The sequence below is a fragment of the Acinetobacter seifertii genome (assembly GCF_016064815.1).
Lineage (GTDB): Bacteria > Pseudomonadota > Gammaproteobacteria > Pseudomonadales > Moraxellaceae > Acinetobacter > Acinetobacter seifertii.
Window position 1 is genome coordinate 3,327,946 of record NZ_CP065820.1, and the last position, 24,845, is coordinate 3,352,790.

Genomic DNA, 24,845 nt, shown 5'->3' on the forward strand with positions numbered 1-24,845 from the left:
CTTAGTTAATTAAGAAAAAACCGCTATCTATTAGCGGTTTTTTCTTGGCTTGTATTTATTAAACTTTTTTCAAGATGCTAAGTCTTGATCATATATATGCAGATTTTCAGCAATCTTATTAAATTGCCAGCTTCTATATGTATTCCTTACCACGTTTTCACTCAAATTAATTTTAAATGAGTTTAATGAAAACTTTACTGATTCTATCGTTACTTTTTTCAGAATCCACTATCACTCTATTAAAATTTATAAATGGATATTAATTAATTGTTTTTATTCCACTACAGGTATCAATATATTGATTAATATTTTCTATAAAGCAGTATATGTATTTCATCCTTCATTATTAAAAAATAAAATAAATTCAAGAGTAAAATTATTAATATCTAAATCAATTGGTTTAGGAATGAAAAATAATAGATCTATACTGTTAAAGCGTATTTAACAATAATCGATATTCCAGATAGCAGTACAATAAAATTAATAATTTTCAAGAATTGCTGCTTAGACAATTTGAGTGTAATTCGCTTGCCAATGAATGCACCTATCAACATCGATGGGATAAACAGAAGTGCAAGTGACAATAAGTTATCAGAAAAATACACACCTGCTGTAGTAAATAGAATGACTCGAAAAACCGTACTGCATCCAATTAATGTTGTTTGAGTGACACGGATTTTTTCTGGAGTTTCGATTCGCCCATTGAGGTAAATCGCATATAAAAACCCACCGCTACCAAACATAGCCCCTAAGAAACCACCAGATAAGCCAAAAGGAAAAACAAATTTTTTCTCTAGTTTTTTCTGTGGCTTAAAGCCACTTAATGAGTAAATCGCATATAAAAGAGTAAATATCCCAAATGCTAGCAGTGCGTAACTTGCATTAACTCTCATCAGCAGTATAAAGCCAAGAAAACTACCGACAAACATAAGTGGTATTAGAAATTTTAATTCAGAAAAGTCTGCCTTCTTACCATCTTTAATGACATTTGAAATGGCAGCGAACATATCTAGTAAAGCTAATAGTGGAATAATTTGTGAGAGAGGCAAAAAGTTAAGTAATACAGGACTCGCAATTAATGCAGTTCCAAAACCCACCATTCCAAAAATAATATAAGAGCATACTATTGTTATTAACATTATTGAAAGTTGCAGTACTGAAAAATCTTCTAAAAGATACATTTAAAATTCCATTTTTGATTTTTAACCAAGCCAAACTACACTAAAATATAAATTATCACATAAATATTAGATAATTTTATCAAACATTAAAATATTTAATACTCATTTTTTTTGATTATTTCTTTGTTATAAAAATTTCGCTGTAAAAAAAAATTTCATTATAAAAGGATAATTCAAGAATGAACTCTAAAGTAATCATCAATGGAAATGTTGATTGTAAAGGAACGATTAGTGCTGAGTTAGATGAATTCATTACTAAAATGGATGATCATGAAATTTTCCAAAACAATTATTTCAAGCATTTGACTTCTACTTCATGGACGCCAGAATCATATATCTTATTTCGTGACAACTTCTTCTATCGTACCGAGCTAACCGTAAAAGGGATTGCTCATGTATGTTCGCGATCTGCTTTTGAAAACGATATGGACACTCTAGTCCTATTCACTCACATCTTAAGTGAAGAAACTGGTATGGGTGAAAAAGCCAAGTGCCATGAAATCTTTATGGAGAATGCGCTGAATGTATTTGGCGCCGCAGAATACAATCTTCCAGAGATGAAGGTTCAACAGGCTAAGAATAGTGATCGAATCATCGCAGAGACATTGCAGTATCGAGATACTATCCAAGGTTTGATTACGGGTAGTTATCCTCGCATGTTGGGGGCAGTCATGGCCCTAGAAAACCATGCTGATAAGATGCTTACCGTATTCCGTGAAGCGTTCCGATTCAATAACAAAAACCTTGATCCAAGTGAATTCATTAAGAAAGTTGAGGTCTATTTTAACGCCCATATCGAAAATGGCGTCGAAGATCGTCATGCTCAAGATGCTAAACAGTGTGTCCATAACAACTGTAATAACCAAGAAGACCTTGATGAGATTAAGTTTGGTGCAAATGAAACATTGAAAGCCCAGCTTAAGATGTGGAATGCAATGTTTGATCAAGCTGTATCACTTTAATTAAAATGGATTTTGAGATTTCACAATGCAAAACTTAGGTATTTCACAAGCAGCCTTGAATTTACGTGAATCAATTACACACGGAACTAAGGCGAAAATTTTAGAGTTAAATAAAAAGTCTAGCGTAGATGATCAGGTCATTGATTTAAGTATTGGTACTTTGGATGAAAAAACCAATAGCGGTATTGATGATGCAGTTAAGAATTATATTTCAAATAATGCTGCAATTATCCATGAGTTTGCCCCAGTCAAAGGCTTCCCTTTCTTACGAAAGTCTATTGCTGAGCGTGTGAAGCGTTTACGTGATATCAGCTTCAATCCAGATACTGAAATCATGGTCACTCCTGGCGGTATTAAAGGTGCTATCACCGTGGTATTTCATACACTTATAAATCCAGACGATGAAGTGATTTACCCAGTACCAAACTGGCCTCATTACGCAGACATGATTGAATTGCACTTAGGTAAAGCTAAACCAATCTATGTCAAAGACTTTTATAACCAAGCGATTGATGTAGTTGAGTTAGAAAAAACCATTACAGATAAGACCAAAATTATCATTCTTGGTGACTGCCTAAACCCTTCTGGCAAAATTTATACTCGTGATGAATTAGAGTCGATTTCAAAAGTAATTTTGACTGCCAATGCCGAACGTTTGTCAAAAGGTCTAAGCCCAATCTATGTGCTTTTTGATTGTCCGTATGAATCACATATTTTGAATACTAAGCCTGCAAACATTTCAAATATTACCCAGCAGTTTAAAGACCAAACACACTCTATGTGGGACTACACCATTTATATCACTGGTCCCGGTAAAACCTATGGAATGCACGGCGACCGATCTGGATATATTTGTGCTTCGGACAAACTGATTAAAGTTATGGAAAAGGTACAGGTAAACTTAAACTCATTTGCTTCGACTTATGCTCAAATTGCGACACATGAAGCAATGCAAGAATACATGGATGACGTTGCAAAGAAACGTGCGATAGTGGCAAGACAGAACATGCAGACATTCATTGAAGACTTAAAAAGCTGCACTGGTTTAGAAGTGACTGAGCCTGAAGGTGGATTTTTCTTATTCTTGGACTTGTCAAAGTATGGCGACAAAATCCAAAAGCTAGGATTTGATTCAGCCGATCAATATCTTTTGGAAACAGCAAAAGTTGCTTCTATTGGAGGCATGCATTTTGGTGAAAACATCGATAGCCTTCGACATTACATTCGCATGAATTGTGGACGTGATCCAGTGACTCTAAAGGCAGCCGCAGCACGTATTAAAGAAGCCCTTCAGAAATTGAACTAACTCATATTATTCAGGAAGTTAATTTTTAACTTCCTGAATTTACATTTTTATGGACGATATTACTTTGAAAAAGTTCTGTATCATTGGAATGGGATTCTCAGGTACGTGTACCTTCATCAGCTTTGTAAAAAAATTACTAAATCACGAGATTGATCATAAGTCATGCTCTATTACTCTTGTTGAAATGCGTGAATCTCTTGGACATGGGAATCCATACGACAAAGACGAATTATTGGCTGGTCATTTGTGTAATAACCCTGCCCATTCAATGTCGCTTTGGGATAACGACTTTGTGGATTGGATGGTAGAAAATAAAAACCATCTGATGACTCATTATCCCCACCTAGTTTATAAGAAATCTTTGGCTGGTGAACCACAGGTCTTCCCCGATCCTAACGCTTTTTATCCTAGAGCTTTGTTCGGTATCTATCTGAATGATAGATTCAAAAAATACCTAGAATTAGCCAAATTAAATCGTATAAAAGTTGAAGTTTACAATGGCTATGAAGCTATCGATGGCTACGAGGCTAAAGGCGGTTATAATTTAGTTATTAAGAATCAAAACCTAAATCGAACAATTGAATTAAAAGGGTTTTCTAAGCTGTTGCTGACTATCGGACACTGGACTGCAATTCGTTTAGACTCTGAACAGAGTTTATTCGTAAAACCCTACCCTTTTCAAAAAGTCTTAATGAGACTTAATGACATTATTAGACAAGATCATAAGCCAAATGTTCTTGTTCGCGGTATGGGCCCTAGTGGTGTTGATACCGTCATCACTCTATTTAGCGAAGGATCGTTTGTAAATGAAAACGGAACCTTCTCAAGCTATCAGAAGGCCGTGACAGATGAAAACTTCAAAGCCTATGTTGTTAGTCGTTCGGGATACTTTCCAGCGGTACGAGGCAATAAGCCTAACTATGACTTTAAGTATTTCACTCATGAATCTTTTCCTGAGTTGCAGCAGCACTTAAATCAGGTTTTATCACTAGATGATATTCTGCATCTGCTTGACCTTGAGCTTAAAAATGCAACTAATGGTGAAGTGTCATTCAATGACTTGTGCAACTTGAAATTTGCCAATGCTTATGAAAAGTTGAAATATGATCTAGAGCACCAAGAGCTTAATGACTTAATTAATATGATCATTCTTAAAGTACGAAGAATGAAGTTTTACCGCTATTTAAGCAGTCATGATAAAAAACGCTATGACCAAGAATTTGATCACTTATTCATTCGCCTTGCCGTACCAATCCCACTGGAAAATGCACAAAAGCTGAAATGCCTATTTGAAGCTGACCTACTTCAATCACTCAAACTCGGCTATAACAACAAACCTCTAAAAATAATGGATAGCCATGTACAGCTCATTGATGATCTAGGGCATTCATTTGATTTTGATCTTGTGGTGAATACGATCAGTCAAGACTTTGATATCTACAAACATCCCTCAGCATTGGTTAAATCATTGTTAGAGCAAAAGAATATTGTCCCGAATATGGAGGATGAATATAACACTGGAGGTTTGATGCTGGATGGCTTAGAGACCTACAAACTGATGGAAAACCGTAGAGGGACTATAAAGCCCTCGGAGTATTTTTACTCTTTTGGTGTGCTTACCCGATACTGGCAGAATGAACGTAACTTTTCCAAAGCGATTGTTGATGCGGCTGATTCTGTCTCGACTGATTGGGTTGAATTGTTTCAAAAGCATCTGAGTGAACCTATATTTACGCCAGAACAACTCTATAAAATTAGTTAATCGGACGAGGAAAATGATCAATGGAAATGCATCAGTTTTGTTATGACCGCGATATTAGGATAGTGCTGTGCAATTTAAAAGATAGCCTGTTTCCGTTTCATAAGCATACTCATATCCCCGATCTTGTGTACTGCTCAAAAGGTGCTATTCAGGTTGAGTTACCAGATTTGCAGCAGAAATATATTGTTAATCAGGGAAACTTTTTTCAAATTCCCCCTAATGTTAGACACAGATTTGCAAATAAAGATATTGAGGTTGAAAGCCGTTATATCATTCTTCAAATTGGAGAGTTTAGTATTGAATTTTTTAAAAATATTGAAGAAATAGAACCACTACTTGCCAATATTGAACCTAAAACTCGACTGAGTTCAGATATTTTTATTAAGGACTATAACGCTGACATTCAATATATTATTGAAGACTTTAAAAACAATAGAAAAAAGGAAATTAGTAACGAGGAACAAGCAGACATTATTCAAGCATTAGAAGTATTTTTGCAGAATGGATATAAGTCAAAATTTCCAAAGAAATCGTACTTTTTTGCTTAATCCAACTGCGTGTTAGTCATGCAAAGCATAGTCATATATTCAAGCAGGCTCCTGAAGTTCCTTGTTATAACTTATGCTTTGCATTTCCTGTAATCGTGAATACGTTCTTTGAAATTCAAATTTAAGCCTCTCGCCTTTATATAATTGATTTAATGGTTGTGAAGCAGCAAAGTATAGTTTGATTTTTTGATCATAAAGTTCATCAATCAAATAAATAAAACGTCTCACGGTATCATAGATTCTATCTGTTAAATCACCAATTCCACTGATGAGCACATAGTCATATTGCGTTGCTATCTCTATATAATCAGCTGGGCTTCTGGCTTCTCGGCAAAGGTTTTCAAAGTCGAACCAAATCACATTCTTATAGCAAGATTTAACCTCGACTGATCTATGGTTGATCATGATGCTCGTCTTGAGTTCTTTCTGGTTATTTGTAAGTTGCTGGTAAACCGAATGAAGCCATTGTTCTGATTCTTCATTTAATGGAAATCTATAGAAATGGTCTTTGGCGTTGCTTTCTTTAATGGTTCTATAATCGAGTTGATTACCGATTTTCAAGACTGTGCAATTCTTATTGATATGATCTATGGTCTCTAAAAATCTATCGCGATTTAAACCATCTTTATAAAGATCTTCAGGGTCAATATTCGAGGTAGCAACCAATATCACTTTCTTTGAAAATAGCAGATTAAATAGATTTGAAAGTATCATTGCATCGGCAACATTTGATACAAAAAACTCATCAAAGCAAATGAGCTTATAGTTGCTTGCTATGTCATTAGCAATCAGCTTTAAAGGATCTTTATTTCCCCGATAGGCAATAAGCTGCTTGTGAACATCTTTTAGGAAATGATGAAAATGCACTCTCATTTTCTTTTTAAAATTAAGAGAGTTATAGAATAAATCCATAATCCATGTCTTGCCTGTTCCTACACTTCCCCACATATACAGACCTTTAATCTGGGGACTAAAGAAATGACTAGACTGGTTTTCAATTTTATTCCAAATCTCATTTAATGTTTCAATAGCTTGTCGCTGAGACGGATCTGCAAGAACAACGCCATTATCAATCATAGAGTTGTATATCTCGAGTGGACTTTGACCCTCATGCTTAAGCATCTTCATTCCCTACGGTAGCCAAGATTGTTGTTGAGTGCTTAATAATAATATCATTCATTATTGAAACTGCTGGAGAAAGATAAGAAAGCTGATGCCAGTATAATGGAATCTTAATCCTATATTCTTTTGAAATTTCCTTTATGCCCTGATTCGATAAATCCTGATTTATCTTGCATATAGGCATTATTCCATAGCCCATATCACAAGCAAGTCCAGAAATATAAGAGTCAGTTGAAGGAATAATATGAAAAGGAATCATTGATTTTTTGAGTCCGAAGTTAGATTCTAAAAAATCGAAATATATTCTTTCATTTTCATTAAATAAAACTAAAGGAGCTAAACGCAGACTCTCTCTATTAATTCCATTTTTAAACCATTTATTAATAAAATTCTCTGAGGCAACTAGGCAATAAACCATATTACCTAAATATACACTTGTACACCCTCTAATTATCTCAGACTCGGAAGTAATGCAGGCCTGAACCTCTCCTCTTTTTAAGAGTTCGATGGTATTACAAAGCGTATCAATTTTTACATCTATTGTAATAGCCTCAGACAGACAGTACTTGGCTAATATAGGGAAAAGCAATGACTCAAATGTACCGATACTCGCAGCAATGGGTAACGGCTTAAATTTATTATTATCGATGACCGATTTTAAAAAAACATTCTCTAATAAAGACACTCGTTGAAGATAAGCAAATAACTCAGCTCCAAATGGTGTTGGTTTACATGGTCTTTCTCTAACTAATAATACATTCCCTAATCGTTCCTCTAATAATCGAACTCTTTGAGAAATCGCTGACTGAGATACACATAATTTTTTACCAGCTTTTTCGAAACTTCCTGTTTCAACGACGGCCGAAAAGGCGTCGCATTTAGTTTTGTCTAGCATTTTTAAATGTTATCTATATTAATTAAAGTTATATTTCTTAATCATAGTAATGGGTATGACAATACGAAATACTACAATTGTATTACTTCTGCTAAATAATCATTATTTATTTTAATTAAATGAGTAACACACATGCAATTAATTAGTAAAACTAATAAAATCCTAATTAAATTCAATATTAATTAAAATGCAGTATCTAACTCCCAAACTGGTGGTGCATTAAGCTGGTAAGTTTAAGTATTATCAAAGAAAAACGACAATTGAAATTATTCTAAAAAAAAGCCATCTCAGTGGATGGCTTTTGTTTTTATAAACTTAAATCATTTCACCACAAGGTACCCAAGGAGTCATTAAAGCTCTTTTAAAGGCTTAGAGCTTTACAACAACTCTACCTCTTATTTTTCCATCTAAAATTTCATTTGAAAAATTTAAGGCATCACTTAACTGAATCTCAGTCGTTACTGCTTCCAATTTGGTTTTATCTAATTCTGTAGCTAAACGCTCCCAAGCTTCTTTTCTTAGCTCGATTGGTGCCATAACACTATCAATTCCATACAACGTAATTCCTCTCAGGATAAATGGAGCAACTGTTGCAGGGAAATCCATTCCACCCGCCAGACCACAAGCAGCCACCGCACCACGATATTTTGTACTAGCACATGCATTCGCTAAAGTATGACTGCCCACAGTATCAATCACACCTGCCCAAATTTCCTTATTCAGCGGCTTTCCTTGTGAAGATAATTCAGCGCGATCAATAATTTCGCTTGCCCCTAAACTCATTAAATATTCTGATTCTTGGGGTCTACCAGTTGATGCTGTAATCTCATAGCCAAGGTGACTCAAAATAATAATGGCAATACTACCCACTCCACCATTTGCACCTGTTACTAAAATTTTTCCATCATTTGGTTTAATGCCATGCTTTTGCAAAGCCATGACACACAGCATAGCGGTATAACCTGCTGTACCAATAGTCATCGTATCTTTAAAAGAAAAAGCAGAAGGTTTCTGTATGAGCCAATCACCTGAAACAGTCACTTGTTCAGCTAAACCGCCTGAATATTTTTCACCAACACCCCAGCCATTTAATAGAACTTCATCTCCTTTTTTCCATGCTGGATGTTTTGATTCAATTACAACACCTGAAAAATCTATACCTGGTGTTAGTGGAAAACTACGCACTACGGGAGAACGCCCAGTAATGGCTAAAGCATCTTTATAATTTAATGTTGAATATTTTACTTCAACTGTTACCTCTCCTTCCTGCAAAGGCTTTGGACTAATCTCAACAACCTTTGCCAGATAACCAGCATCATCTTTAGTGATTACAATACCTTTATACATAGAACTTCCTCTCCACTTAATTAGACTAACTATCTAGAATTAATTAAAAAATAAATGCAGACACCTGCATTTATTTTTTAATTAATTTTTTACGCTATTGAGCTGTTCTACACCTAATGTAAACAAGCGATAAAATGCTTCTAGAGGACTCGTAGATTTGATTAAACGCGCTCTGAGAACTGCGCCTTCCCACCCAATCCAAAATTGGTAAGCCACTTCATTACAATCTACTAAACTGTATTGAGAATAAAATTCACGCAAACAATCAGAAATCATTTTCTGCCAGACCTGAAAAATACTTTCTATTCGAGCAATAATTTCAGGAGCCAAATAAGAAACTTCTTGCCCTAAGTTCCCCAGAATACAACCCCTCTTAAAATCATATTTCTGTAGTTTTTCTCCAGCGTCTTTTACAAAGTTTTGTAGTTTTTCTTGAGGTGTAAGATCAGGTTGACTTAAAAACTTATTTAATCGTTTCACAAAATAAGTTTCATAAGCATCTAGGACTTCTAAAATAAACGCCTCTTTGTTTTCAAAATAATGATAGAACGAGCCTTTAGGGATTTGAATAGGCTTCATGAGATCATCTAAGCTCATGGCATTCATTCCACGTTCTGTAAGCAATTCAATACCACGACGTATTAATACGTCTTTCGTATCTGCATAGTTGATGCCATGTTTAGTGGGCCGACCACGTGGTCTTTTGGGTAAATTCGAATAATTCATATTTATAAAATAGACCATCCATCTAGAAATAGCAATCTTGTTAGATTAAAATTGATTTCAACAACTTATATAATTTTTTCTGACAATGACTTTCGAAATTTTTAGATACTTTATGATCTTCAACTTTGTAAAAAAAGTATAATGTAGACTTATTTAAAATTAATTAGTTGTTTTAAATCAAAAAGATAAAATGTGAAAATCATTTTAAACTTAAGCTTTGTGCTCTTTAATAGAAGTTTAGATTTTCATTTTTAACTTCAATATTTAGGATAATTTTTAAGTATTTTCTAACTCTATAAAGTTAGTTACGAATGTAAGGACTTACACAGCTTTTTATTCGTTACATCATTTTAAAGTGCAAAAAAATTAGAGACTTTAAGTAGAAATATCAAGCTCTTCCACTTAGCGATAACAACAGAGATAGAATCATGAATAAACGAATTTTAGGGGTAGTTATTGGAACTACGCTTGCATGCTTTCAAGCACAAGCGGCTGAGTTCAAATGCCAAGACGATGTAAAACCTGCACACTTGACTGCCGATGAACAGAAGCTTGTTGACCAGTTCTGGACCGAGTCCCTAGTCTATTTAGACCAATATCTAAGAGCACTTGAAACGCCTACTGGTCAGTGCAAAGACTCAGCGCAAGCAACGACCCAAACTTATTCTTCCGAAACAGGAAAAGCGCAAACACGTTGTATTATGAAATACCGTGATGTTGAACTGGTTGCGAAACACCTTAGAGCTATATTAGCCGAGCCAGACAAAGCAAAGGCATGTTTCGACCCACAAAAGAATTATAAAGATTTCACACTCTACACCCCTAGCCTACAAGTGCAAAATTTGTCAGCAACCTCAAAATGGATTAACCGTCCATTACTAACCGATTACTACAAAAAAATGGGGGGCACAATTGGTGCAGCAGGCTTAGAGTTGAACGAAAATTTCTTAGCAATTACTTCACGTACCGACACTAAGTCACACTGGAAGAAGGATGTCAGCATCAAGGGGCTACCAACGCTTTGGTCTTCCGTAGGTTGGATCCCGCTATACGCAGAAAACTCAAATGCGGGAAGCGACCGTTTCCGTGGTGGTTATCTTTATGCGGAAGTCATGGGGCCTTGGGGTAACTTGCGAATTAAGGAAATTGATGGTGAAAAAGTGGGGGCAGAAATTGGCATGACTGTACAATTATTCAATACATCTTATCCATACCATTATCACCACCCTCAAGAGATTTATATGACACTGACCAAACCTCAGTGTATTGATCAAAATAAGTTTATGGTGATGCACTGGGACAGCGACCAATTCAAACAAAAACGCAGTGAAAAAGGCTGGAACGTTCAGATCGATGGGTCAAAAGGTAAATGGAAAAAGTGGTTTTCCAATCAAGATCCAGACCAGAAGTGGCTCACCTACTTTGAACGTAATTCAATTCATGCATTCCATGCACTTGAGGGCTGTAATCAAACAATTCAAAATTCTGGTTTAGTCACAGTTTGGGCTCGTACAACTGGACAAGATAATGAGCAATCCACTCGGTTATGCCAACCTATCTCAGGTGATCCAAAAGATATAAAGAAAATGAAACCTGAAGAAAAGGTAATTTGTAAATTACACGACTGGAAACCTTAAGAATCCTTCCAAGTTCTTAGCAAAATAAGTCGTTGAAGAAGGCTTTTTGCAGAAATATTTATAAGATAAACTTACTGCAAGCTTAACAAATGAGTTTGCAGTAAATCTAAAAATTAAATAGCAGCCCTCTTTTACATCTACCTTTCAACTCGACAGGAAAGCAAAGCCACTTTTAAATAAAAATTAGGTTTCTTTCTTATACTTAATTAGTTTTAAAAGTAATATTAAAGCAACTACCATTAGCCAGATTAAAATTAAATATCTCATCAATAAGGTGGGAAACATAACCCAAATCCACCAAGAAGCAACTTCTTCTTCACTTGTTGAAAAATTAATTACTCTCCCCTTTTCATCTTCAAAACGAACACTACTAGCTACAATTTTATTACCATCAAGAAATATTGAAGGGTAAGGAAAAAAACTTCCTTCTAATTTAAGCAATCTTCTAGGTTTATATAAATCACAAAATGAACCATTTTCATTTTTAAAATATGCACAATTAATAACAAAATATTTATTATCTCTTTCTACAACTAACGACCTTATACGTCTATCTTTAAAATGAAATTCAGGCTCATAAACAACAAAACTCTCTTTTCTAGGAGTAAAAACTATACTTGGGTTAAGAGTACAAAGCAGTACAATCACACAGAAACTTAAGGAAAGGACAAGAACAAAATTTTTATAAATATACGAATATAATGAAAAAAATGGATCAACCACTTCAGCAGAGATCCACATTTTAAGTTTATAAATCACAACTATCCCCACTATAAAACAATAGTAAAAAAACAGAGGTTAATAAAATACCTGTACTAAAAGTACCGACACATACAAGAAAATTTACAATCCATATTCTTTCTTGTTTTACATAATTTTTTAATAGTTTTGCTAAGGTAAATAGCAAAAAAATACAAGAATATGTGTTGTGATAAAAATTAGCTTTTATTTTAATTTTGAATTCAAAAAGAAATTTTAAGTTAAACCGAGTTATATCTCACTCAAGTTATAAAGAGTGATTTTTAGTCAAAATGATTGGCGAGAACTATCAAATCTGCTCGAAAAAAGCCGATTTATGTCAAAATCGGAATTTGCTTTTTTGTAGTAGATAAAAATTATTAACAATCTGATTTTAAAAATCTTTTTAAATATTATTTCAGATAACGCCCATTATGTTAAATAATAATTATTTGGATAAGATGATTGATATAATATGTTTTCGTCAGTTTATCCTTAATGCCACAGAACCTTTGTTGGCTAGCTAGTGGTTTGTAAGGGATTTAAGTTAAAGTTAATTCTGGGATAAGCAATTGCTGATAAATGGTCAAAATGAATATAAATAAAATTGAACTACTTGCTTCTGCCAATTGGTCTCGAACAAACTGGGATTTAAGTTGGGAGTCCATCATAAAGTTAGATGAGCTTTTGCCTAGAGTTGGTGAAAGATACCAAATTTCTTTACAAGACTCTGAAGCTCAACATACTAAAAATGGGAGATATTATTTGCTTTGGCTCCCTCCACATTCAGAACTGAATACTTTATATGATCGACCAACTGAAGTTTTAAAATCTTATGTTATTGAGGCTGAATTATCTCAAGGTGAGTGGATTAACGAGGGTCATAGTTTTGGGGCAGAACGAAGTTTTAGTGCAACTATAATTTCAATCAGAAGAGTGCTTGAGTATTTACCAGAAATTCAAGTCATACAGGGGCAAAAAATTTCTAAATATTTTGAATGCCATCCTTATCGAACTGAATTCTTGAAGTGGGATAATTTTTGTTTGTTCATAGTGAAAGATCAGTATCAGCATACTGAATTGTTATTCAATATTGATCAGGAAAATTATTATTTAATATTTGTCAATGATTGGCTTTCGTATTCTTATGATAGCTATATTTGTAAGTATTTACTCGATACTCAGCAAATTGAGTTTTTAAAGAAATACATGATTGAATCAAATAAATTGACATCATGTACAGATGATTTAAAGGAAGAGCATCTAGTTCAAGGAGCATTGTATATGTAAATAAAATTTACACAGAGTAATTTAAGCAAATTAAACTACCCCTACGATTGAAACGATAATCTATATTTTTAAAATACAAATAAAACTATATGTGTTAAAAAATAAAAGGGTTTAACCTTTCTTTCGAATTAAGAAGAAAATCTAAAATTAATATAATACGCCTTATGCGAAATGTAATTTTTATCTGATATAAATCATAGTCTTATTCTTTAACAAAAGCCCAACTTATAGTACTTGGGCTTTTTTAATGATTTGCCACCTTTCGGGATTAATTATTGATCAACTCTCCACAATTTCATGTAATCTCTATTAATTCTAAAGCAGATAATATCTACTCTAATCTAAAATTATTCTTACAATGACTCATACCCTATCCTACATACACTTAAGTAATTCGAGTATCTAAAAGCATCTTCCAAAGAATTTATCAAATCTATATGCTCTTTCTTCACAATGACATGGGTTGTACCGCTGTAACATTGGCTTATGTTCGCTAGCTCAAATCCAAATAACCAAATACAGCTTTTTCAACTCGCTGCTGTAAATGATTTAAATCACTTTCCCCTGCTATACCTGCCGCGTTAATCATTCCTTTACTTAAAGCAATTACATCTTGCGCAGCTGTTTGTGCATGTGAAATGCCAGAGCGAATAAACAGATCAGAAATTATGGTTTCAAGCTCGTGTTGAAGTTCACTTTCTTCAAGGTCTTTGCCAATAATTTCAGAAGCAAACTCTAGAGTTCGCGCCAACTGTGGTCGGTTCAATTGATGTTGCACAGCAGCCTGTATGATGAGTTTTAGTTTTTCTTTTAAGTCTGCGGCTTCATGTTGCTGTATGGCCTCAACAATATGATTTGAAAGCTTGGAACGCTCACGCCGAATTAACTCGACGATTAAAGCATCTTTAGATGGAAAGTATTGATATAGGCTACCAATGCTTACACCGGCAAGTTCAGCCACGGCATTTGTGTTAAACCCAGCAAAGCCTAAAGACTCTAAAATGCGAGCAGCCGCCTCTAAAATGGCTTCAAAGGTAGCCACTGAGCGTGTTTGACGTGGGCGTTTGCGTGGGTCTGGAAGTGTTTCTGACATGGGTCGAAATGCGAGTATTTAATGTGAGTAATCACTCATATACTGACTGAGTCATATTGATATGACAAGCAAATGCTGTCTTTTCAGTTGAACTACAACTCAGCCCAGTCATGGAGTGGTTATGTCTAGAACCTATACTTTTTTTATTCATTTAAGAGCTTTGCCTGCTTGGTTGGCTTTAGCTCGTGAAAAGCGGGCTGAGTTTAGTGCACAAAAGCTTGAACCTATTTTTGAGAAGTACCCAACAGTAAAAGTTCGCTGGTATGACGTTGAAGCGTTTAGCACTAAAGCGAGTGATATTGCTGTGTTTGAGACGACATCTTTGCAAGATTATTATTTTGTGATTGATGCGATTCGAGACTCTGAGTTTTGTACAGTACCCTACTTTGAGTTTGTAGAGATTATTCCAGCAATTGAAGATGGGTATGTGGAGTATGAAGGTTCTTTATAGAAATTGTGGCCGATCCATTAAATTAATGACTAGTAAATAATCTAGTCATTAATCTAACTCCTTAACAATTATAAGAGGAAAATAACTAGTTAGCCAACTAACAGTATATTAAGAAAATAATTTTAAGATTATACCTTTAACTCTCATAATCATTTAAATGCTTCTCTAAAGCTTTATTTAATTGATTAGCCCAGATTATATTCCTAATCCAAAAATAAATATTTAGAATAAATGGTACACTCATGAACCAAGCGACAGGTTGCCAAAAATACTTTGTTTTTGACCCCCAAAATTTTGCATTCACACTATAAGCTTGGAAAAACCTTGAGATTTCTTCTTTTTCAGATTCTAAGAAATCTAAATTCCACCATTGCCCCCATCTATATACATCACTTTCTTTTTCCTTAATAATCTTATCTAGATTATCTATTGGATGTAGAATATCTTTCCACTTCCCTCTAATATCTATAATATTATTATTACTATCAAATATTTCTTTTATTTCAACCGAGACACTACTATAAGGCTCATATATTCTATTACCTTTAATTTCTATACTTCTAAGTGGAATACTTGGTAAAGCTATAATACAAGGTGTAGTAGATACATCATAAACCTCTACAACAGACTGATATTTTAAACTCTCTAAAGAAGCAGTAACACAAAAAGTTATTTTACTATAAGATAGATTATCCCTTGCTCTTATACGAAGAGTACAATTAGCCTGTTTTTTCTTAAGATATATTTCACTCCAATTTATATTATAATCTATAACTTCCCCTAAACTATGAGGAAACATTCTTTTCACATCAAAATACAAACTGTAAAATGTTGAAATTTCATATGCATTTAAATACAAAAATTTACTAACTATATCAATAGGTTTTCTAAAGAAAGGCCCTAATATGAAAGTTATTATTTTTACTAGAAAACTTGTTACATAAGTTATAGGTTCTGCCATATTATTTCCACCAAAATAAATAATGTATAAGATAAACTAAACTGATACTAAAATAGTGATAAAAGTAAAAATAATAAAACCAGAAAAACTTAGAGATGAAAAAATATAAAATTTAGTAGAGAATTTTCCAATACTTAGAATACTCATCATTCTTTTCAAATAAAGTTCATAAATCATATAATAGAAAAAGAAAATTACAATTAGTGAAATAACTACAGTGAAGCTATAACTCATGAACAATGGTATAAAATCAGGAAGTTTACTGTAGGATTTAAATAAATGTTTACCAACTAATACAAAGACAACAATTAATGTAAAATTCGCAAGAACCGCATTTAAAAAAAGTTTTAAAAATTCTTTTTTTAAATTCAAATTATCAATATTCATATAGTTTCTCTCTTATGGATGTAATATAGATATTATTAAGAAATTTTATTATTAATATCAATCAACAAACACATAAGAGCGTCAAACTATGTCGCGAAATAGAATAATACATATTTTTATTTTTTAAAGATTCTATGTATTCTTTAATAAAACTTAATATTTCATAACTCTCATATAAGTTTTTATATAAAATCTAAATTATTTATTTGAAAAGTTTTCAATTTTTATTCCAATCATAATTCCTATAAAGAAAGATATATAAAAATAATTCCATGCACTATCAGAAACAATTGGTGAAAAGATCAACCCTATTAGAAAAAATAAAAAAGTAAAAACACATGCAAAAAGCAATGAAATCAATTTAAAAAAATTATGAACAAAAAATATTTTATAAAATATTTCACTCATTTTATCTAAAGTTAGGACAAATACCTTTTTGTAGAAAAAACCAACTCCTATTCCTACTACTCCCCCTAAAACACTTACTAAAATTAAATTATCCAACATAATCTTTAACTCTACATGTTCAATAAATGAATTTGCTTAGAGGTTTAGTTCCCAGAACTCTAGTTATTTTATTTAATAATTACTCAAAATCAGGATATACAAACTCGTATTTTCCTGTTTTTATACGCTCAACAATATCGTAAGGATTCACAACTACACCAATTTCTGCCTTACGATTTTCTCCCTCTAACCTCCCTACACGAGTAAAGTCTTCATCATTTATATGCCATACATACCAATTGATAGATACTTTAATCTTCTCTGCCCCCACTTTTGCTCCATAGTCATTCGTATCCCGAAAAAGAATATTAGAAATATCACCAACCTCACTAATATTTCCAACTTTTTCCCATAAATTCATTTTTAATCCAAACTTAGTCACACAGTGAGCATAAAACTCTACTTCACCGTTTACGATTTCCAATAAATCAATATCAGCTTCCAATGGGTATACTTTTTTAAAGCTTCTGATCACATCACTATTTAGTTGAGTTAAATCAAAAGCGATTAATTGAAAATATTTTTTCTTATCATTGTCTAATTTAACAGCAAAGACATCACCAATCTTGGTGTTTTTCCTTATCATTTTTCGATTCCAGACTTTTCCCAATATTTCGGGCTAATTAATTTTCTCTTTCAATAGCATACTGCCATTTTACCCAAGACTAAACTGATTAATTAAGCGCTACTCTCTTCACTTTAGCTAATCAGCACCCCATCATAAAAATTTAACTTCAAACTTTTAGCCTCAGTTTCCCTCCCCCAAAACCTCTCCACCACTACATCCCGCTCATCCAAACTATTTGAGCTTAAAACCTGTAGCAGCAAACCATCGATCAGGTTTACCACCATGTTGGCATCGATTTTTGGCTCGCGGGTTTCTCCGCTAAAAATCAGGTCAAAAATTTCATGGCGCAGCCACTTTCGGTATTCAACAGCCATGTTGTAAGCCTTCGGATAAAGCAGTTTTATTTCAAAAATAGCTTTAAGCAAAAGGTTATACAGGCTGCTCAAATTGGTATGTAAGACAATAATTGCTTTAAGTTTATCTTTTGAAGTGTAGTAACGGTTTGAGTAAATGATGGAAAGCACTGCTTCTTTCAGCAGACTTTTTTGAAAGGCGATGCACATTTCAATTAAGCGTTCTTTCGAGTGGAAATAGTTATAAAGCGTACCTTTGGCGATTTTGGTTTCTTTAGCAATCAGGTCGATGCCTGCATTGTGGAACCCATGCGTTGTAATGAGTTGTATGGTGGTTTGAACAGCCAGTAATTTTTTAGAAGAGGTTTCTAAATTTCGCATAGTTTTACCGTTTTAAATTCTTGTTGTTTCGATATGAAAAAAGCTTGTGCCCTTTTTGGGAGAAAAAAAGGCACAGCAAAGCCGCAAGACGGTGCTTGGCACATCTCAAGTTTTGTTGTTGCTAAGTTTTAAGTAAAAATGACTTAAAGCCTGAAAACCTTAGGGCGTTCAAGCTGCTGTAATTTTTTAAGCTGTGTTGTTATAACTTTTGGCACGGGGTGCCAAAAAATAATGGATGTGCATAGCCAACTCCTTCTATTAGGAATTCTGCCAGACATTAAAATTATGGTGGCAGAACGGAAGCGGGTTAGCAGACTTGGTAATACACAAGCACACCCGAAGGTGTCCCACTCCCGTCCTACCGCTACGGGAGGAGACGAGAAGCTTACACACAAGACTATTCCTCAGAAGGAATAATTCTGATGCGGTATTACAAGCGGTCTGCTAAAACCGGCTGGCAATATGGCCAGCACACAAAGCATAATCTGAGAGTTTAGATGTGTCAATGTCGCTTTTATGACAAGTGATTAAATTTATTGTTGTTTTTCATTAGATTAACTTAATTATTATTTTAGATATTATATTTAATTGTATTTATAAATTAAGTGAAGCGATCCATGCTTCTTCATTTCAATCTTCTAACTTTTTAATGTGACAGTACACAGCGGAAAGGCTGTTTAGACAATCTCAGTCTGCCCCACTTGGTGATAAGCGCGGTTAAAGTAAACCAAACTTTGATCATGCTGGCTTTGTTTAATCGCCACAATCGGACATATAAAAATCGTATGTGTACCGACTTGTTGAATTTGTTCGATCTCACAATCGAAACTGACCAACGCATCATCTAACACAGGTGAACCCGTTTCTAACTCAATCCATGCGCCATGTTTAAAGCGTTCTTCTGGTGTAAGTTTAGATGAAAATGCTTTTGAAATATGTTCGTGGTGTGCGCCTAAAACATTCACAGTTAAGATTTTGTTATCTAGGAAATGTGCATGTGAACTCGCAGATTGGTTCATACAAACCAATAATGTCGGCGGTGTGTCAGTCACACTACAAACAGCAGAGGCAGTAAATCCAAAACGGCCAGACATGCCTGCCGTAGTCACAACACTAACCGCACTTGTGAGTAAAGACATTGCATTTCTAAAGTCTGTTGCTTGAACCATGACATTATTCCTAAATTGAACCGTACCTTGTCCTGAGTGTTTTGCTATACCGCCCAACTCCATCAGGAAGGTACTTTATCAACATGCGTTCTGAGTAGAACGACATGTAGTAAGTAAAATGAGGGTTACTTGTTTGATTATCAACTGCCATCAAAAAAGTAACCCTTTATACCACTTATTGGTAAATATTAAGCAGTAAGATCAAAACCAGTAAGTTCTCGGCGAACAATTTCTGCACCTGCCGTTAACGCATTTAACTTGCCACGTGCCACTTCACGTGAAAGAGGTGCCATACCGCAGTTTGTGCAAGGGTAAAGCTTGTCCGCATCTACAAACTGAAGCGCTTTACGAAGTGTGTTTGCCACTTCTTCTGGTGTTTCAATTTGGTTAGATGCAACATCAATCGCGCCAACCATCACTTTTTTACCGCGAATGAGTTCGAGTAAATCAATAGGTACATGTGAGTTGTGACATTCTAACGAGATAATATCGATGTTAGATTTTTGCAGTTTCGGGAAAGCTTCTTCGTACTGGCGCCATTCCGAACCGAGTGTCTTTTTCCAGTCAGTGTTGGCTTTAATGCCGTAACCATAGCAAATGTGCACCGCAGTTTCACACTTAAGACCTTCAATGGCACGCTCTAAAGTCGCAACGCCCCAGTCATTTACTTCATCAAAGAAAACGTTAAATGCAGGTTCGTCAAACTGAATGATGTCTACACCAGCAGCTTCTAACTCACGCGCTTCTTGGTTCAAGATTTTAGCAAATTCCCAAGCAAGTTTTTCACGGCTCTTGTAGTGACCATCGTAAAGCGTATCAATCATGGTCATTGGGCCAGGTAATGCCCACTTAATTGGTTGATCTGTTTGCTGACGCAGAAACTTCGCATCTTCAACAAATACAGGCTTTTGACGAGACACCGCACCTACTACAGACGGTACGCTTGCATCGTAACGGTCACGAATTCGAACAGTTTCTCGCTTCTCAAAATCTACGCCATTTAAATGTTCAATAAACGTAGTCACAAAGTGTTGGCGGGTTTGTTCACCATCGCTGACAATATCAATGCCAGCAAGGCGCTGTTCGTGCAACGCTAAACGTAGCGCATCTTTTTTACCTTCAAGCAGACCTTCGTTTTCGAGTTTCCAAGGCGACCAAAGCTTCTCAGGTTCTGCAAGCCAAGATGGTTTAGGTAAGCTGCCAGCAGTTGAAGTCGGTAATAATTTTTTCATGTTAAATGACCCGTATGTTGATTAATTAGGAGCGTAATTCGCAGACCACTGCTCAAGAATCGCTTGGTATGGTTTGATAAATTGCTCTTCAACAAACTTCCCCTGCTCTATAGCCAAACGGCTACGTTCTTCACGGTCATACACAATTCGAGTAAGTGAATAATCTTCGTGTTTCAAGCTTGGTTGATAAGATTTTCCAGCCACTGAATTTGCGTTGTAAATTTCAGGACGGTAAATCTTTTGGAAGGTTTCCATCGTACTAATGGTACTAATCAACTCAAGGTTGGTGTAATCACTCAACAAATCACCAGTAAAATAGAACGCTAACGGCGCAACGCTATTTGGCGGCATGAAGTAGCGCACTTTTAAGCCCATTTTTTGGAAATATTCATCGGTTAATGAATAGTCTTCTTGCTTGTATTCCACACCTAAAACAGGATGTTCATTTTCAGTACGGTGGTACTCTTTAGTCGTCGAAACGCTTAGGCAAATCACAGGTGCCTTTTTAAAGTTGGCTTTATAAGTTTCAGAGTTAATAAAGCTCTTAAACAAGTTGCCGTGCAATTCACCAAACTTTTCTGGCGTGCTAAAAGTCGACTTGTTTTTGTTGTGATCTAACAACAGCACACTAAAATCATAGTCACGTACATAAGACGAGAAGTTGTTACCTACAATACCTTCGATACGTTCATTGGTCTTTTTATCAACAATATTGGTTTTCAATATTTCGATGAGAGGAAGCCCACTAGTACGGTTTTCGGCATCAATGTTCATTTCAACTGAAATGATTTCAAGTTCAACGCCATAGCGGTCGCCTTTAGGGTTGTCCCAATGAGCTAAGGCATTGAAACGATTGTCGATCATCTGCAATGTATTGCGCAAATTCTCTTCGCGGCTCATCCCTCTTGCCAAGTTAGCAAAGTTGGTTGTAATACGTGTATTGTCTGCTGGACGATAGTTCTCATCGAAACAAATACTCTTAATCGTAAATGTAAATTCTTTACTCATTGTGATCAGTACCCTAATTTCTGAGATAAAACCTAAATAAAAACTTTTTGCTCTTTTTAAACTTTCCAGACTTGTCAGCTTTGTGCCTTATGGTCTTATCAAAAGTGAATTACTGGAGCGCTTCAGAGCATGGATAGATTTATACCGCAATCAGAACATGAATAAAAATGATTTAGTCTCATTCAAAACTGAGTGAAATTCATGTTTAGGGTTTAATAAATAAGTAGGAAGTTAAATAATTTTCATCTTCGGGAGTTTTAGACAGCACAAACGAGACATACGTCGCTCTCGTTTTAATGCCTACATTTTCTATAATTTATAATTATTTTCAAATATTTAAACCATTTATCTTTAAATAAAACTGCTCAACCTAAAGTAATTTATGTTGAATCTCGCTCATCTCTGCTTTTAGCCATTCTAAAAATATGGTTTTGCGTGGATCTTCCTCAAAAGCACTATTAGAAAGTAAAAAATAGGCTGAATTATCTTGAACGATTGGTGAAATTTTCTGTATTGCGTTCCACTCAAGCTCTTTTTCAATCATATAAATTGAGATGACCGTCGCGCCGAGTCCCGCCAAACAGCCTTCTAAACATAGATAAAAATGCTCGAGTTCAACTTTGATGTAGCCTTTTAAACACTGCTTTAACTCAGCAATACGACTCATGCTTTTGAAAAAATTCGGTCTAGAAGTCGAGATGAGTACGTCGTTTGTTTCCGATGGTTTGGTTGCTTGAACTAGAGCGATATATTCATCGGCAATCTTTTCGCTATAAATATGCTCTCCCCAAGCGAAGTCATTTCTACGAATCGCGATATCAATATTATCTTTTTCAAAATCGACCACGCCGCCTGCTGTGAGTAGCACAACCTCAAAATCATGCCCGAGCTTTTTAAATTTTGATAAACGCGGAATGAGCCATTTCATGGAAAGAGTCGGTTCACACGATAAAACCAGTTGTTTGTTGTGATTTTTAGGCTGGCTGAGTTGTATTAAACATTCATCAAGTTGACCAAAAACTTGATGGCAACAACTCAATAAAATTTCGCCCTGCTCAGTCATCACAAGTGTTTTATTTTTTCGCTTGAATAAAGCCGTATTTAAAGCTTCTTCTAAATTATAAATCTGTTTACTAACCGCACTTTGCGTCACAAATAATTTCTTTGCAGCTAAAGTGACGCTGCCATACTTCGCCACAAAGTAGAAAAATTTTAATGAATTCAGCGATATTCTTTCAATCATTCCAAAAACTCATAGATGTGTAGTCGTTTTTATCGATTTTTATTTTTAGGTTTCTGTTCAAAATAAAAATCATCTTGATTAAACCCTATTTTAGATGATGAAAAACATATTGAATATCTATCTTTGTAAGCCTAAAGCCCCAACTTATCTCACGAAAAGAATAGCAACTATAGGTAGTTCTTCCGCCCTCTTAAATACATTCCAAAAACTACAGATTAGCTCCCTTGTTTTTAGTGAAGGTACAAGATAATGGCAGAGTTTATTGCGGTTATTTTAATTACGATTTTGGCGGTGATTAGCCCCGGCGCTGACTTCGCGATTGTGACGAAAAATAGTTACTTATACGGCAGAAAAATAGGTGTGTTCACTTCACTTGGAATATCGCTTGGCGTGTTGGTACATGTGACCTATACACTTGTAACCGTTGCCTTTGTGATGGCTTATACGCCGCAAATTTTGAATATTGTGAAGTACATTGGTGCGCTTTATCTGATCTATATTGGCTATAAAACCTTTACGCAAAAACCTGTTTTAGACACTGCTGCATTAACTTCTATAGGCACTTTGCAAGCCATAAAATACGGCTTTTTTACCAATGCTCTTAATCCTAAAACCACGCTATTTGTAATTAGCACCTATACGCAAATTGTCAGTTTAACCACACCTGAAAGCATTCTTATAGCTTATGGCTTTTTTATGTCATTTGCCCATTTTGTATGGTTTTCACTGGTGGCTGTACTGTTTTCATCCATGCTGTTGAGACAAAAAATGTTAGCCAAGCAAGTGCAAATTAATAAGGTGATTGGCTCTATTTTATGTGTATTAGGTGTGATTTTGCTTTTTACTAAGTTTCAGTAGAGCCGCTTAATTTTCAGAAACTTTTTTACACATTGCTGTTAATATAAAAATACATGATAGATTTCCCAATCCTTCATATCTCTATAAATCAAGGATGATGAGCGAATACATTTATTATGGAAATCAAGCAAATAAAGTATTTTTTGACGGTCGTTGAATCAGGCAGTATTGGTAAAGCTGCCCAAAAGCTCGATGTCGGTGCTTCGGCGATTAGTCAGCAAATTAGTAAGCTCGAACAAGAGTTAAGCATTCGTTTATTACAGCGTAATGCTTTTGGTGTGACCCCAACCCCAGCAGGTCTTGCCTTTTTAAAACACTCGCAACTGATTTTGCGTCAAGTGAACTTCGCCATAGACGCTGCACATTCAGCACGGCTATCAGGACATGTCAGCCTTGGTTTTCCGCCCACTATTACCGCTTTGATTGGTATCCCTTTAATGAAACTGATGTCTGAACGCTATCCAGACATTCGCTTAGAGATTGTGGAAACCCTGTCAGGTAATCTCATTCAGTACATTAACTCGCGTCAGCTTGATATCGCCATTATTTTTACCAATGAAATTGATAAGCAGTGGTCGATACAGCCATTAGTACGCGAACAAATGTATTTAATGGCGCGCAAAGAAGTACTCGAAAAATACGGCCTTAGCGAATGTATTAAAAGCGGCATTGTTCAATCGCAGCAAATTGGCGATATTCCTTTAGTGCTACCACGTCAGCGTCATAGCTTACGGAAACTGCTTGAGCACAAGATTGGACAGCTTAATGTCGTCTATGAAATTGATGGCTTGCATTTGCTTATGGACAGCCTGATTCACCTCGACCTCGCCAGTGTTCGCCCCGGAAGTGCCTGCCTGCAAGAGTATAAACACAAGCTGCAATTGCTTAAGGTTGTCGACCCTGAAGTTGAACGAATTAACTACTTAGTAAGCCTTGCCGAAGAAGAATTATCACCTGCTGCACTTGCTGCCAAGTCAGCCATTAAGGCCTGTGTGAAAGAGTTAATTCAAAACCAAATTTGGCCATGTTCTGAAATTATTGTTTAAAGGGTCATTAATTTTTCTAAATACCTAATTAATTTTCGCCTCTCACTCCTCCCTGCTTTTTAAGATTACATTTT

25 protein-coding genes are annotated in these 24,845 nt (G+C 35.1%); 9 read left to right on the forward strand and 16 right to left on the reverse strand.

Annotated elements, in window-relative coordinates; translation table 11 throughout:
• Positions 1 to 422: 422 nt before the first annotated feature.
• Positions 423 to 1,181 (reverse strand): sulfite exporter TauE/SafE family protein, encoded by a 759-nt coding sequence (locus tag I8T81_RS15320; RefSeq protein WP_004703552.1) that lies wholly within the window; start codon positions 1,179 to 1,181, stop codon positions 423 to 425.
• A gap of 179 nt (positions 1,182 to 1,360) precedes the next feature.
• Here I8T81_RS15320 and I8T81_RS15325 point away from each other — a divergent pair, with 179 nt between their 5' ends.
• Genes I8T81_RS15325 through I8T81_RS15340 form a run of 4 tightly spaced genes read left to right on the forward strand, consistent with a single transcriptional unit; the run spans position 1,361 to position 5,759 of the window.
• On the forward strand, positions 1,361 to 2,143 hold the full coding sequence (locus I8T81_RS15325; protein WP_068936170.1) for an iron-containing redox enzyme family protein: 783 nt from the start codon (positions 1,361 to 1,363) through the stop codon (positions 2,141 to 2,143).
• A 25-nt stretch (positions 2,144 to 2,168) separates the two neighbouring features.
• Complete coding sequence (locus tag I8T81_RS15330) at positions 2,169 to 3,449, forward strand: pyridoxal phosphate-dependent aminotransferase (protein WP_198071581.1); 1,281 nt, start codon at positions 2,169 to 2,171, stop codon at positions 3,447 to 3,449.
• Positions 3,450 to 3,498: 49 nt separating this feature from the next.
• Positions 3,499 to 5,211, forward strand: a complete 1,713-nt coding sequence (locus tag I8T81_RS15335) for an FAD/NAD(P)-binding protein (protein ID WP_198071582.1) — start codon at positions 3,499 to 3,501, stop codon at positions 5,209 to 5,211.
• Positions 5,212 to 5,231: 20 nt separating this feature from the next.
• On the forward strand, positions 5,232 to 5,759 hold the full coding sequence (locus tag I8T81_RS15340) for a cupin domain-containing protein (RefSeq protein ID WP_198071583.1): 528 nt from the start codon (positions 5,232 to 5,234) through the stop codon (positions 5,757 to 5,759).
• 39 nt (positions 5,760 to 5,798) lie between these two features.
• Here I8T81_RS15340 and zapE read toward each other — a convergent pair whose 3' ends face one another.
• The 4 genes from zapE to I8T81_RS15360 form a co-directional block, all read right to left on the reverse strand.
• Positions 5,799 to 6,881 carry a cell division protein ZapE gene (gene zapE, locus I8T81_RS15345; protein WP_151683637.1) on the reverse strand — a complete coding sequence of 361 codons (1,083 nt, stop codon included), beginning with the start codon at positions 6,879 to 6,881 and terminating at the stop codon, positions 5,799 to 5,801.
• On the reverse strand, positions 6,874 to 7,776 hold the full coding sequence (locus I8T81_RS15350) for an ArgP/LysG family DNA-binding transcriptional regulator (protein WP_019457091.1): 903 nt from the start codon (positions 7,774 to 7,776) through the stop codon (positions 6,874 to 6,876). Before I8T81_RS15350 ends, zapE begins: the two co-directional genes overlap by 8 nt.
• A gap of 369 nt (positions 7,777 to 8,145) precedes the next feature.
• Positions 8,146 to 9,123 carry an acrylyl-CoA reductase (NADPH) gene (gene acuI / locus I8T81_RS15355; RefSeq protein WP_198071584.1) on the reverse strand — a complete coding sequence of 326 codons (978 nt, stop codon included), beginning with the start codon at positions 9,121 to 9,123 and terminating at the stop codon, positions 8,146 to 8,148.
• An 81-nt stretch (positions 9,124 to 9,204) separates the two neighbouring features.
• Entirely contained in the window at positions 9,205 to 9,849 is a 645-nt protein-coding gene (locus I8T81_RS15360) for a TetR/AcrR family transcriptional regulator (RefSeq protein WP_198071585.1), read from the reverse strand.
• Between the two features lie 428 nt (positions 9,850 to 10,277).
• On the opposite strand from I8T81_RS15360, the gene dddY reads away from it, so the two are divergent.
• Positions 10,278 to 11,486: a dimethylsulfonioproprionate lyase DddY gene (gene dddY / locus I8T81_RS15365; protein ID WP_198071586.1), complete on the forward strand. Its 1,209-nt coding sequence runs from the start codon at positions 10,278 to 10,280 to the stop codon at positions 11,484 to 11,486.
• Between the two features lie 183 nt (positions 11,487 to 11,669).
• Here the strand turns inward: dddY and I8T81_RS15370 are convergent, their stop codons facing one another.
• Entirely contained in the window at positions 11,670 to 12,245 is a 576-nt protein-coding gene (locus I8T81_RS15370; RefSeq protein WP_198071587.1) for a hypothetical protein, read from the reverse strand.
• Positions 12,246 to 12,815: 570 nt separating this feature from the next.
• Here I8T81_RS15370 and I8T81_RS15375 point away from each other — a divergent pair.
• Positions 12,816 to 13,514, forward strand: coding sequence for a hypothetical protein (locus I8T81_RS15375; RefSeq protein ID WP_227602141.1), 699 nt, complete (start codon positions 12,816 to 12,818; stop codon positions 13,512 to 13,514).
• Between the two features lie 493 nt (positions 13,515 to 14,007).
• Here I8T81_RS15375 and I8T81_RS15380 read toward each other — a convergent pair whose 3' ends face one another.
• Positions 14,008 to 14,607 carry a TetR/AcrR family transcriptional regulator gene (locus tag I8T81_RS15380; protein WP_198071589.1) on the reverse strand — a complete coding sequence of 200 codons (600 nt, stop codon included), beginning with the start codon at positions 14,605 to 14,607 and terminating at the stop codon, positions 14,008 to 14,010.
• A 121-nt stretch (positions 14,608 to 14,728) separates the two neighbouring features.
• Between I8T81_RS15380 and I8T81_RS15385 the strand changes: the two genes are divergently transcribed.
• Complete coding sequence (locus I8T81_RS15385) at positions 14,729 to 15,058, forward strand: darcynin family protein (protein ID WP_191106970.1); 330 nt, start codon at positions 14,729 to 14,731, stop codon at positions 15,056 to 15,058.
• 136 nt (positions 15,059 to 15,194) lie between these two features.
• Here I8T81_RS15385 and I8T81_RS15390 read toward each other — a convergent pair whose 3' ends face one another.
• The 9 genes from I8T81_RS15390 to I8T81_RS15430 form a co-directional block, all read right to left on the reverse strand.
• Complete coding sequence (locus I8T81_RS15390) at positions 15,195 to 16,019, reverse strand: hypothetical protein (protein ID WP_198071590.1); 825 nt, start codon at positions 16,017 to 16,019, stop codon at positions 15,195 to 15,197.
• Between the two features lie 36 nt (positions 16,020 to 16,055).
• A complete protein-coding gene (locus I8T81_RS15395) occupies positions 16,056 to 16,406 on the reverse strand; it encodes a hypothetical protein (protein WP_198071591.1) in 351 nt (116 codons plus the stop codon).
• A gap of 198 nt (positions 16,407 to 16,604) precedes the next feature.
• Complete coding sequence (locus I8T81_RS15400) at positions 16,605 to 16,913, reverse strand: hypothetical protein (protein ID WP_198071592.1); 309 nt, start codon at positions 16,911 to 16,913, stop codon at positions 16,605 to 16,607.
• A 79-nt stretch (positions 16,914 to 16,992) separates the two neighbouring features.
• Positions 16,993 to 17,499: a hypothetical protein gene (locus I8T81_RS15405; protein ID WP_191106973.1), complete on the reverse strand. Its 507-nt coding sequence runs from the start codon at positions 17,497 to 17,499 to the stop codon at positions 16,993 to 16,995.
• A gap of 113 nt (positions 17,500 to 17,612) precedes the next feature.
• Positions 17,613 to 18,215: a TetR/AcrR family transcriptional regulator gene (locus I8T81_RS15410; RefSeq protein WP_198071593.1), complete on the reverse strand. Its 603-nt coding sequence runs from the start codon at positions 18,213 to 18,215 to the stop codon at positions 17,613 to 17,615.
• Between the two features lie 677 nt (positions 18,216 to 18,892).
• Positions 18,893 to 19,384 (reverse strand): flavin reductase, encoded by a 492-nt coding sequence (locus tag I8T81_RS15415; RefSeq protein WP_000249487.1) that lies wholly within the window; start codon positions 19,382 to 19,384, stop codon positions 18,893 to 18,895.
• Between the two features lie 188 nt (positions 19,385 to 19,572).
• Positions 19,573 to 20,616 (reverse strand): methionine synthase, encoded by a 1,044-nt coding sequence (locus I8T81_RS15420; protein ID WP_004703605.1) that lies wholly within the window; start codon positions 20,614 to 20,616, stop codon positions 19,573 to 19,575.
• A gap of 21 nt (positions 20,617 to 20,637) precedes the next feature.
• Positions 20,638 to 21,624, reverse strand: coding sequence for a DUF1852 domain-containing protein (locus tag I8T81_RS15425; RefSeq protein ID WP_000031350.1), 987 nt, complete (start codon positions 21,622 to 21,624; stop codon positions 20,638 to 20,640).
• Between the two features lie 370 nt (positions 21,625 to 21,994).
• Positions 21,995 to 22,867: a LysR family transcriptional regulator gene (locus I8T81_RS15430; RefSeq protein WP_198071594.1), complete on the reverse strand. Its 873-nt coding sequence runs from the start codon at positions 22,865 to 22,867 to the stop codon at positions 21,995 to 21,997.
• A gap of 249 nt (positions 22,868 to 23,116) precedes the next feature.
• Between I8T81_RS15430 and I8T81_RS15435 the strand changes: the two genes are divergently transcribed.
• Together I8T81_RS15435 and I8T81_RS15440 are read left to right on the forward strand one after the other, a co-directional pair.
• Positions 23,117 to 23,725: a LysE family translocator gene (locus I8T81_RS15435; protein ID WP_198071595.1), complete on the forward strand. Its 609-nt coding sequence runs from the start codon at positions 23,117 to 23,119 to the stop codon at positions 23,723 to 23,725.
• A 116-nt stretch (positions 23,726 to 23,841) separates the two neighbouring features.
• Entirely contained in the window at positions 23,842 to 24,771 is a 930-nt protein-coding gene (locus tag I8T81_RS15440; protein WP_191028634.1) for a LysR family transcriptional regulator, read from the forward strand.
• Positions 24,772 to 24,845 lie beyond the last annotated feature (74 nt).

What these genes read in the sequence shown, in the direction of transcription:
- I8T81_RS15320 (WP_004703552.1), bottom strand. Translation starts at nt 1,181, where the DNA reads ATGTATCTTTTAGAAGATTTTTCAGTACTGCAACTTTCAATAATGTTA.
- I8T81_RS15325 (WP_068936170.1), top strand. Translation starts at nt 1,361, where the DNA reads ATGAACTCTAAAGTAATCATCAATGGAAATGTTGATTGTAAAGGAACG.
- I8T81_RS15330 (WP_198071581.1), top strand. Translation starts at nt 2,169, where the DNA reads ATGCAAAACTTAGGTATTTCACAAGCAGCCTTGAATTTACGTGAATCA.
- I8T81_RS15335 (WP_198071582.1), top strand. Translation starts at nt 3,499, where the DNA reads ATGGACGATATTACTTTGAAAAAGTTCTGTATCATTGGAATGGGATTC.
- I8T81_RS15340 (WP_198071583.1), top strand. Translation starts at nt 5,232, where the DNA reads ATGGAAATGCATCAGTTTTGTTATGACCGCGATATTAGGATAGTGCTG.
- zapE (WP_151683637.1), bottom strand. Translation starts at nt 6,881, where the DNA reads ATGCTTAAGCATGAGGGTCAAAGTCCACTCGAGATATACAACTCTATG.
- I8T81_RS15350 (WP_019457091.1), bottom strand. Translation starts at nt 7,776, where the DNA reads ATGCTAGACAAAACTAAATGCGACGCCTTTTCGGCCGTCGTTGAAACA.
- acuI (WP_198071584.1), bottom strand. Translation starts at nt 9,123, where the DNA reads ATGTATAAAGGTATTGTAATCACTAAAGATGATGCTGGTTATCTGGCA.
- I8T81_RS15360 (WP_198071585.1), bottom strand. Translation starts at nt 9,849, where the DNA reads ATGAATTATTCGAATTTACCCAAAAGACCACGTGGTCGGCCCACTAAA.
- dddY (WP_198071586.1), top strand. Translation starts at nt 10,278, where the DNA reads ATGAATAAACGAATTTTAGGGGTAGTTATTGGAACTACGCTTGCATGC.
- I8T81_RS15375 (WP_227602141.1), top strand. Translation starts at nt 12,816, where the DNA reads ATGAATATAAATAAAATTGAACTACTTGCTTCTGCCAATTGGTCTCGA.
- I8T81_RS15380 (WP_198071589.1), bottom strand. Translation starts at nt 14,607, where the DNA reads ATGTCAGAAACACTTCCAGACCCACGCAAACGCCCACGTCAAACACGC.
- I8T81_RS15385 (WP_191106970.1), top strand. Translation starts at nt 14,729, where the DNA reads ATGTCTAGAACCTATACTTTTTTTATTCATTTAAGAGCTTTGCCTGCT.
- I8T81_RS15390 (WP_198071590.1), bottom strand. Translation starts at nt 16,019, where the DNA reads ATGGCAGAACCTATAACTTATGTAACAAGTTTTCTAGTAAAAATAATA.
- I8T81_RS15395 (WP_198071591.1), bottom strand. Translation starts at nt 16,406, where the DNA reads ATGAATATTGATAATTTGAATTTAAAAAAAGAATTTTTAAAACTTTTT.
- I8T81_RS15400 (WP_198071592.1), bottom strand. Translation starts at nt 16,913, where the DNA reads ATGTTGGATAATTTAATTTTAGTAAGTGTTTTAGGGGGAGTAGTAGGA.
- I8T81_RS15405 (WP_191106973.1), bottom strand. Translation starts at nt 17,499, where the DNA reads ATGATAAGGAAAAACACCAAGATTGGTGATGTCTTTGCTGTTAAATTA.
- I8T81_RS15410 (WP_198071593.1), bottom strand. Translation starts at nt 18,215, where the DNA reads ATGCGAAATTTAGAAACCTCTTCTAAAAAATTACTGGCTGTTCAAACC.
- I8T81_RS15415 (WP_000249487.1), bottom strand. Translation starts at nt 19,384, where the DNA reads ATGGTTCAAGCAACAGACTTTAGAAATGCAATGTCTTTACTCACAAGT.
- I8T81_RS15420 (WP_004703605.1), bottom strand. Translation starts at nt 20,616, where the DNA reads ATGAAAAAATTATTACCGACTTCAACTGCTGGCAGCTTACCTAAACCA.
- I8T81_RS15425 (WP_000031350.1), bottom strand. Translation starts at nt 21,624, where the DNA reads ATGAGTAAAGAATTTACATTTACGATTAAGAGTATTTGTTTCGATGAG.
- I8T81_RS15430 (WP_198071594.1), bottom strand. Translation starts at nt 22,867, where the DNA reads ATGATTGAAAGAATATCGCTGAATTCATTAAAATTTTTCTACTTTGTG.
- I8T81_RS15435 (WP_198071595.1), top strand. Translation starts at nt 23,117, where the DNA reads ATGGCAGAGTTTATTGCGGTTATTTTAATTACGATTTTGGCGGTGATT.
- I8T81_RS15440 (WP_191028634.1), top strand. Translation starts at nt 23,842, where the DNA reads ATGGAAATCAAGCAAATAAAGTATTTTTTGACGGTCGTTGAATCAGGC.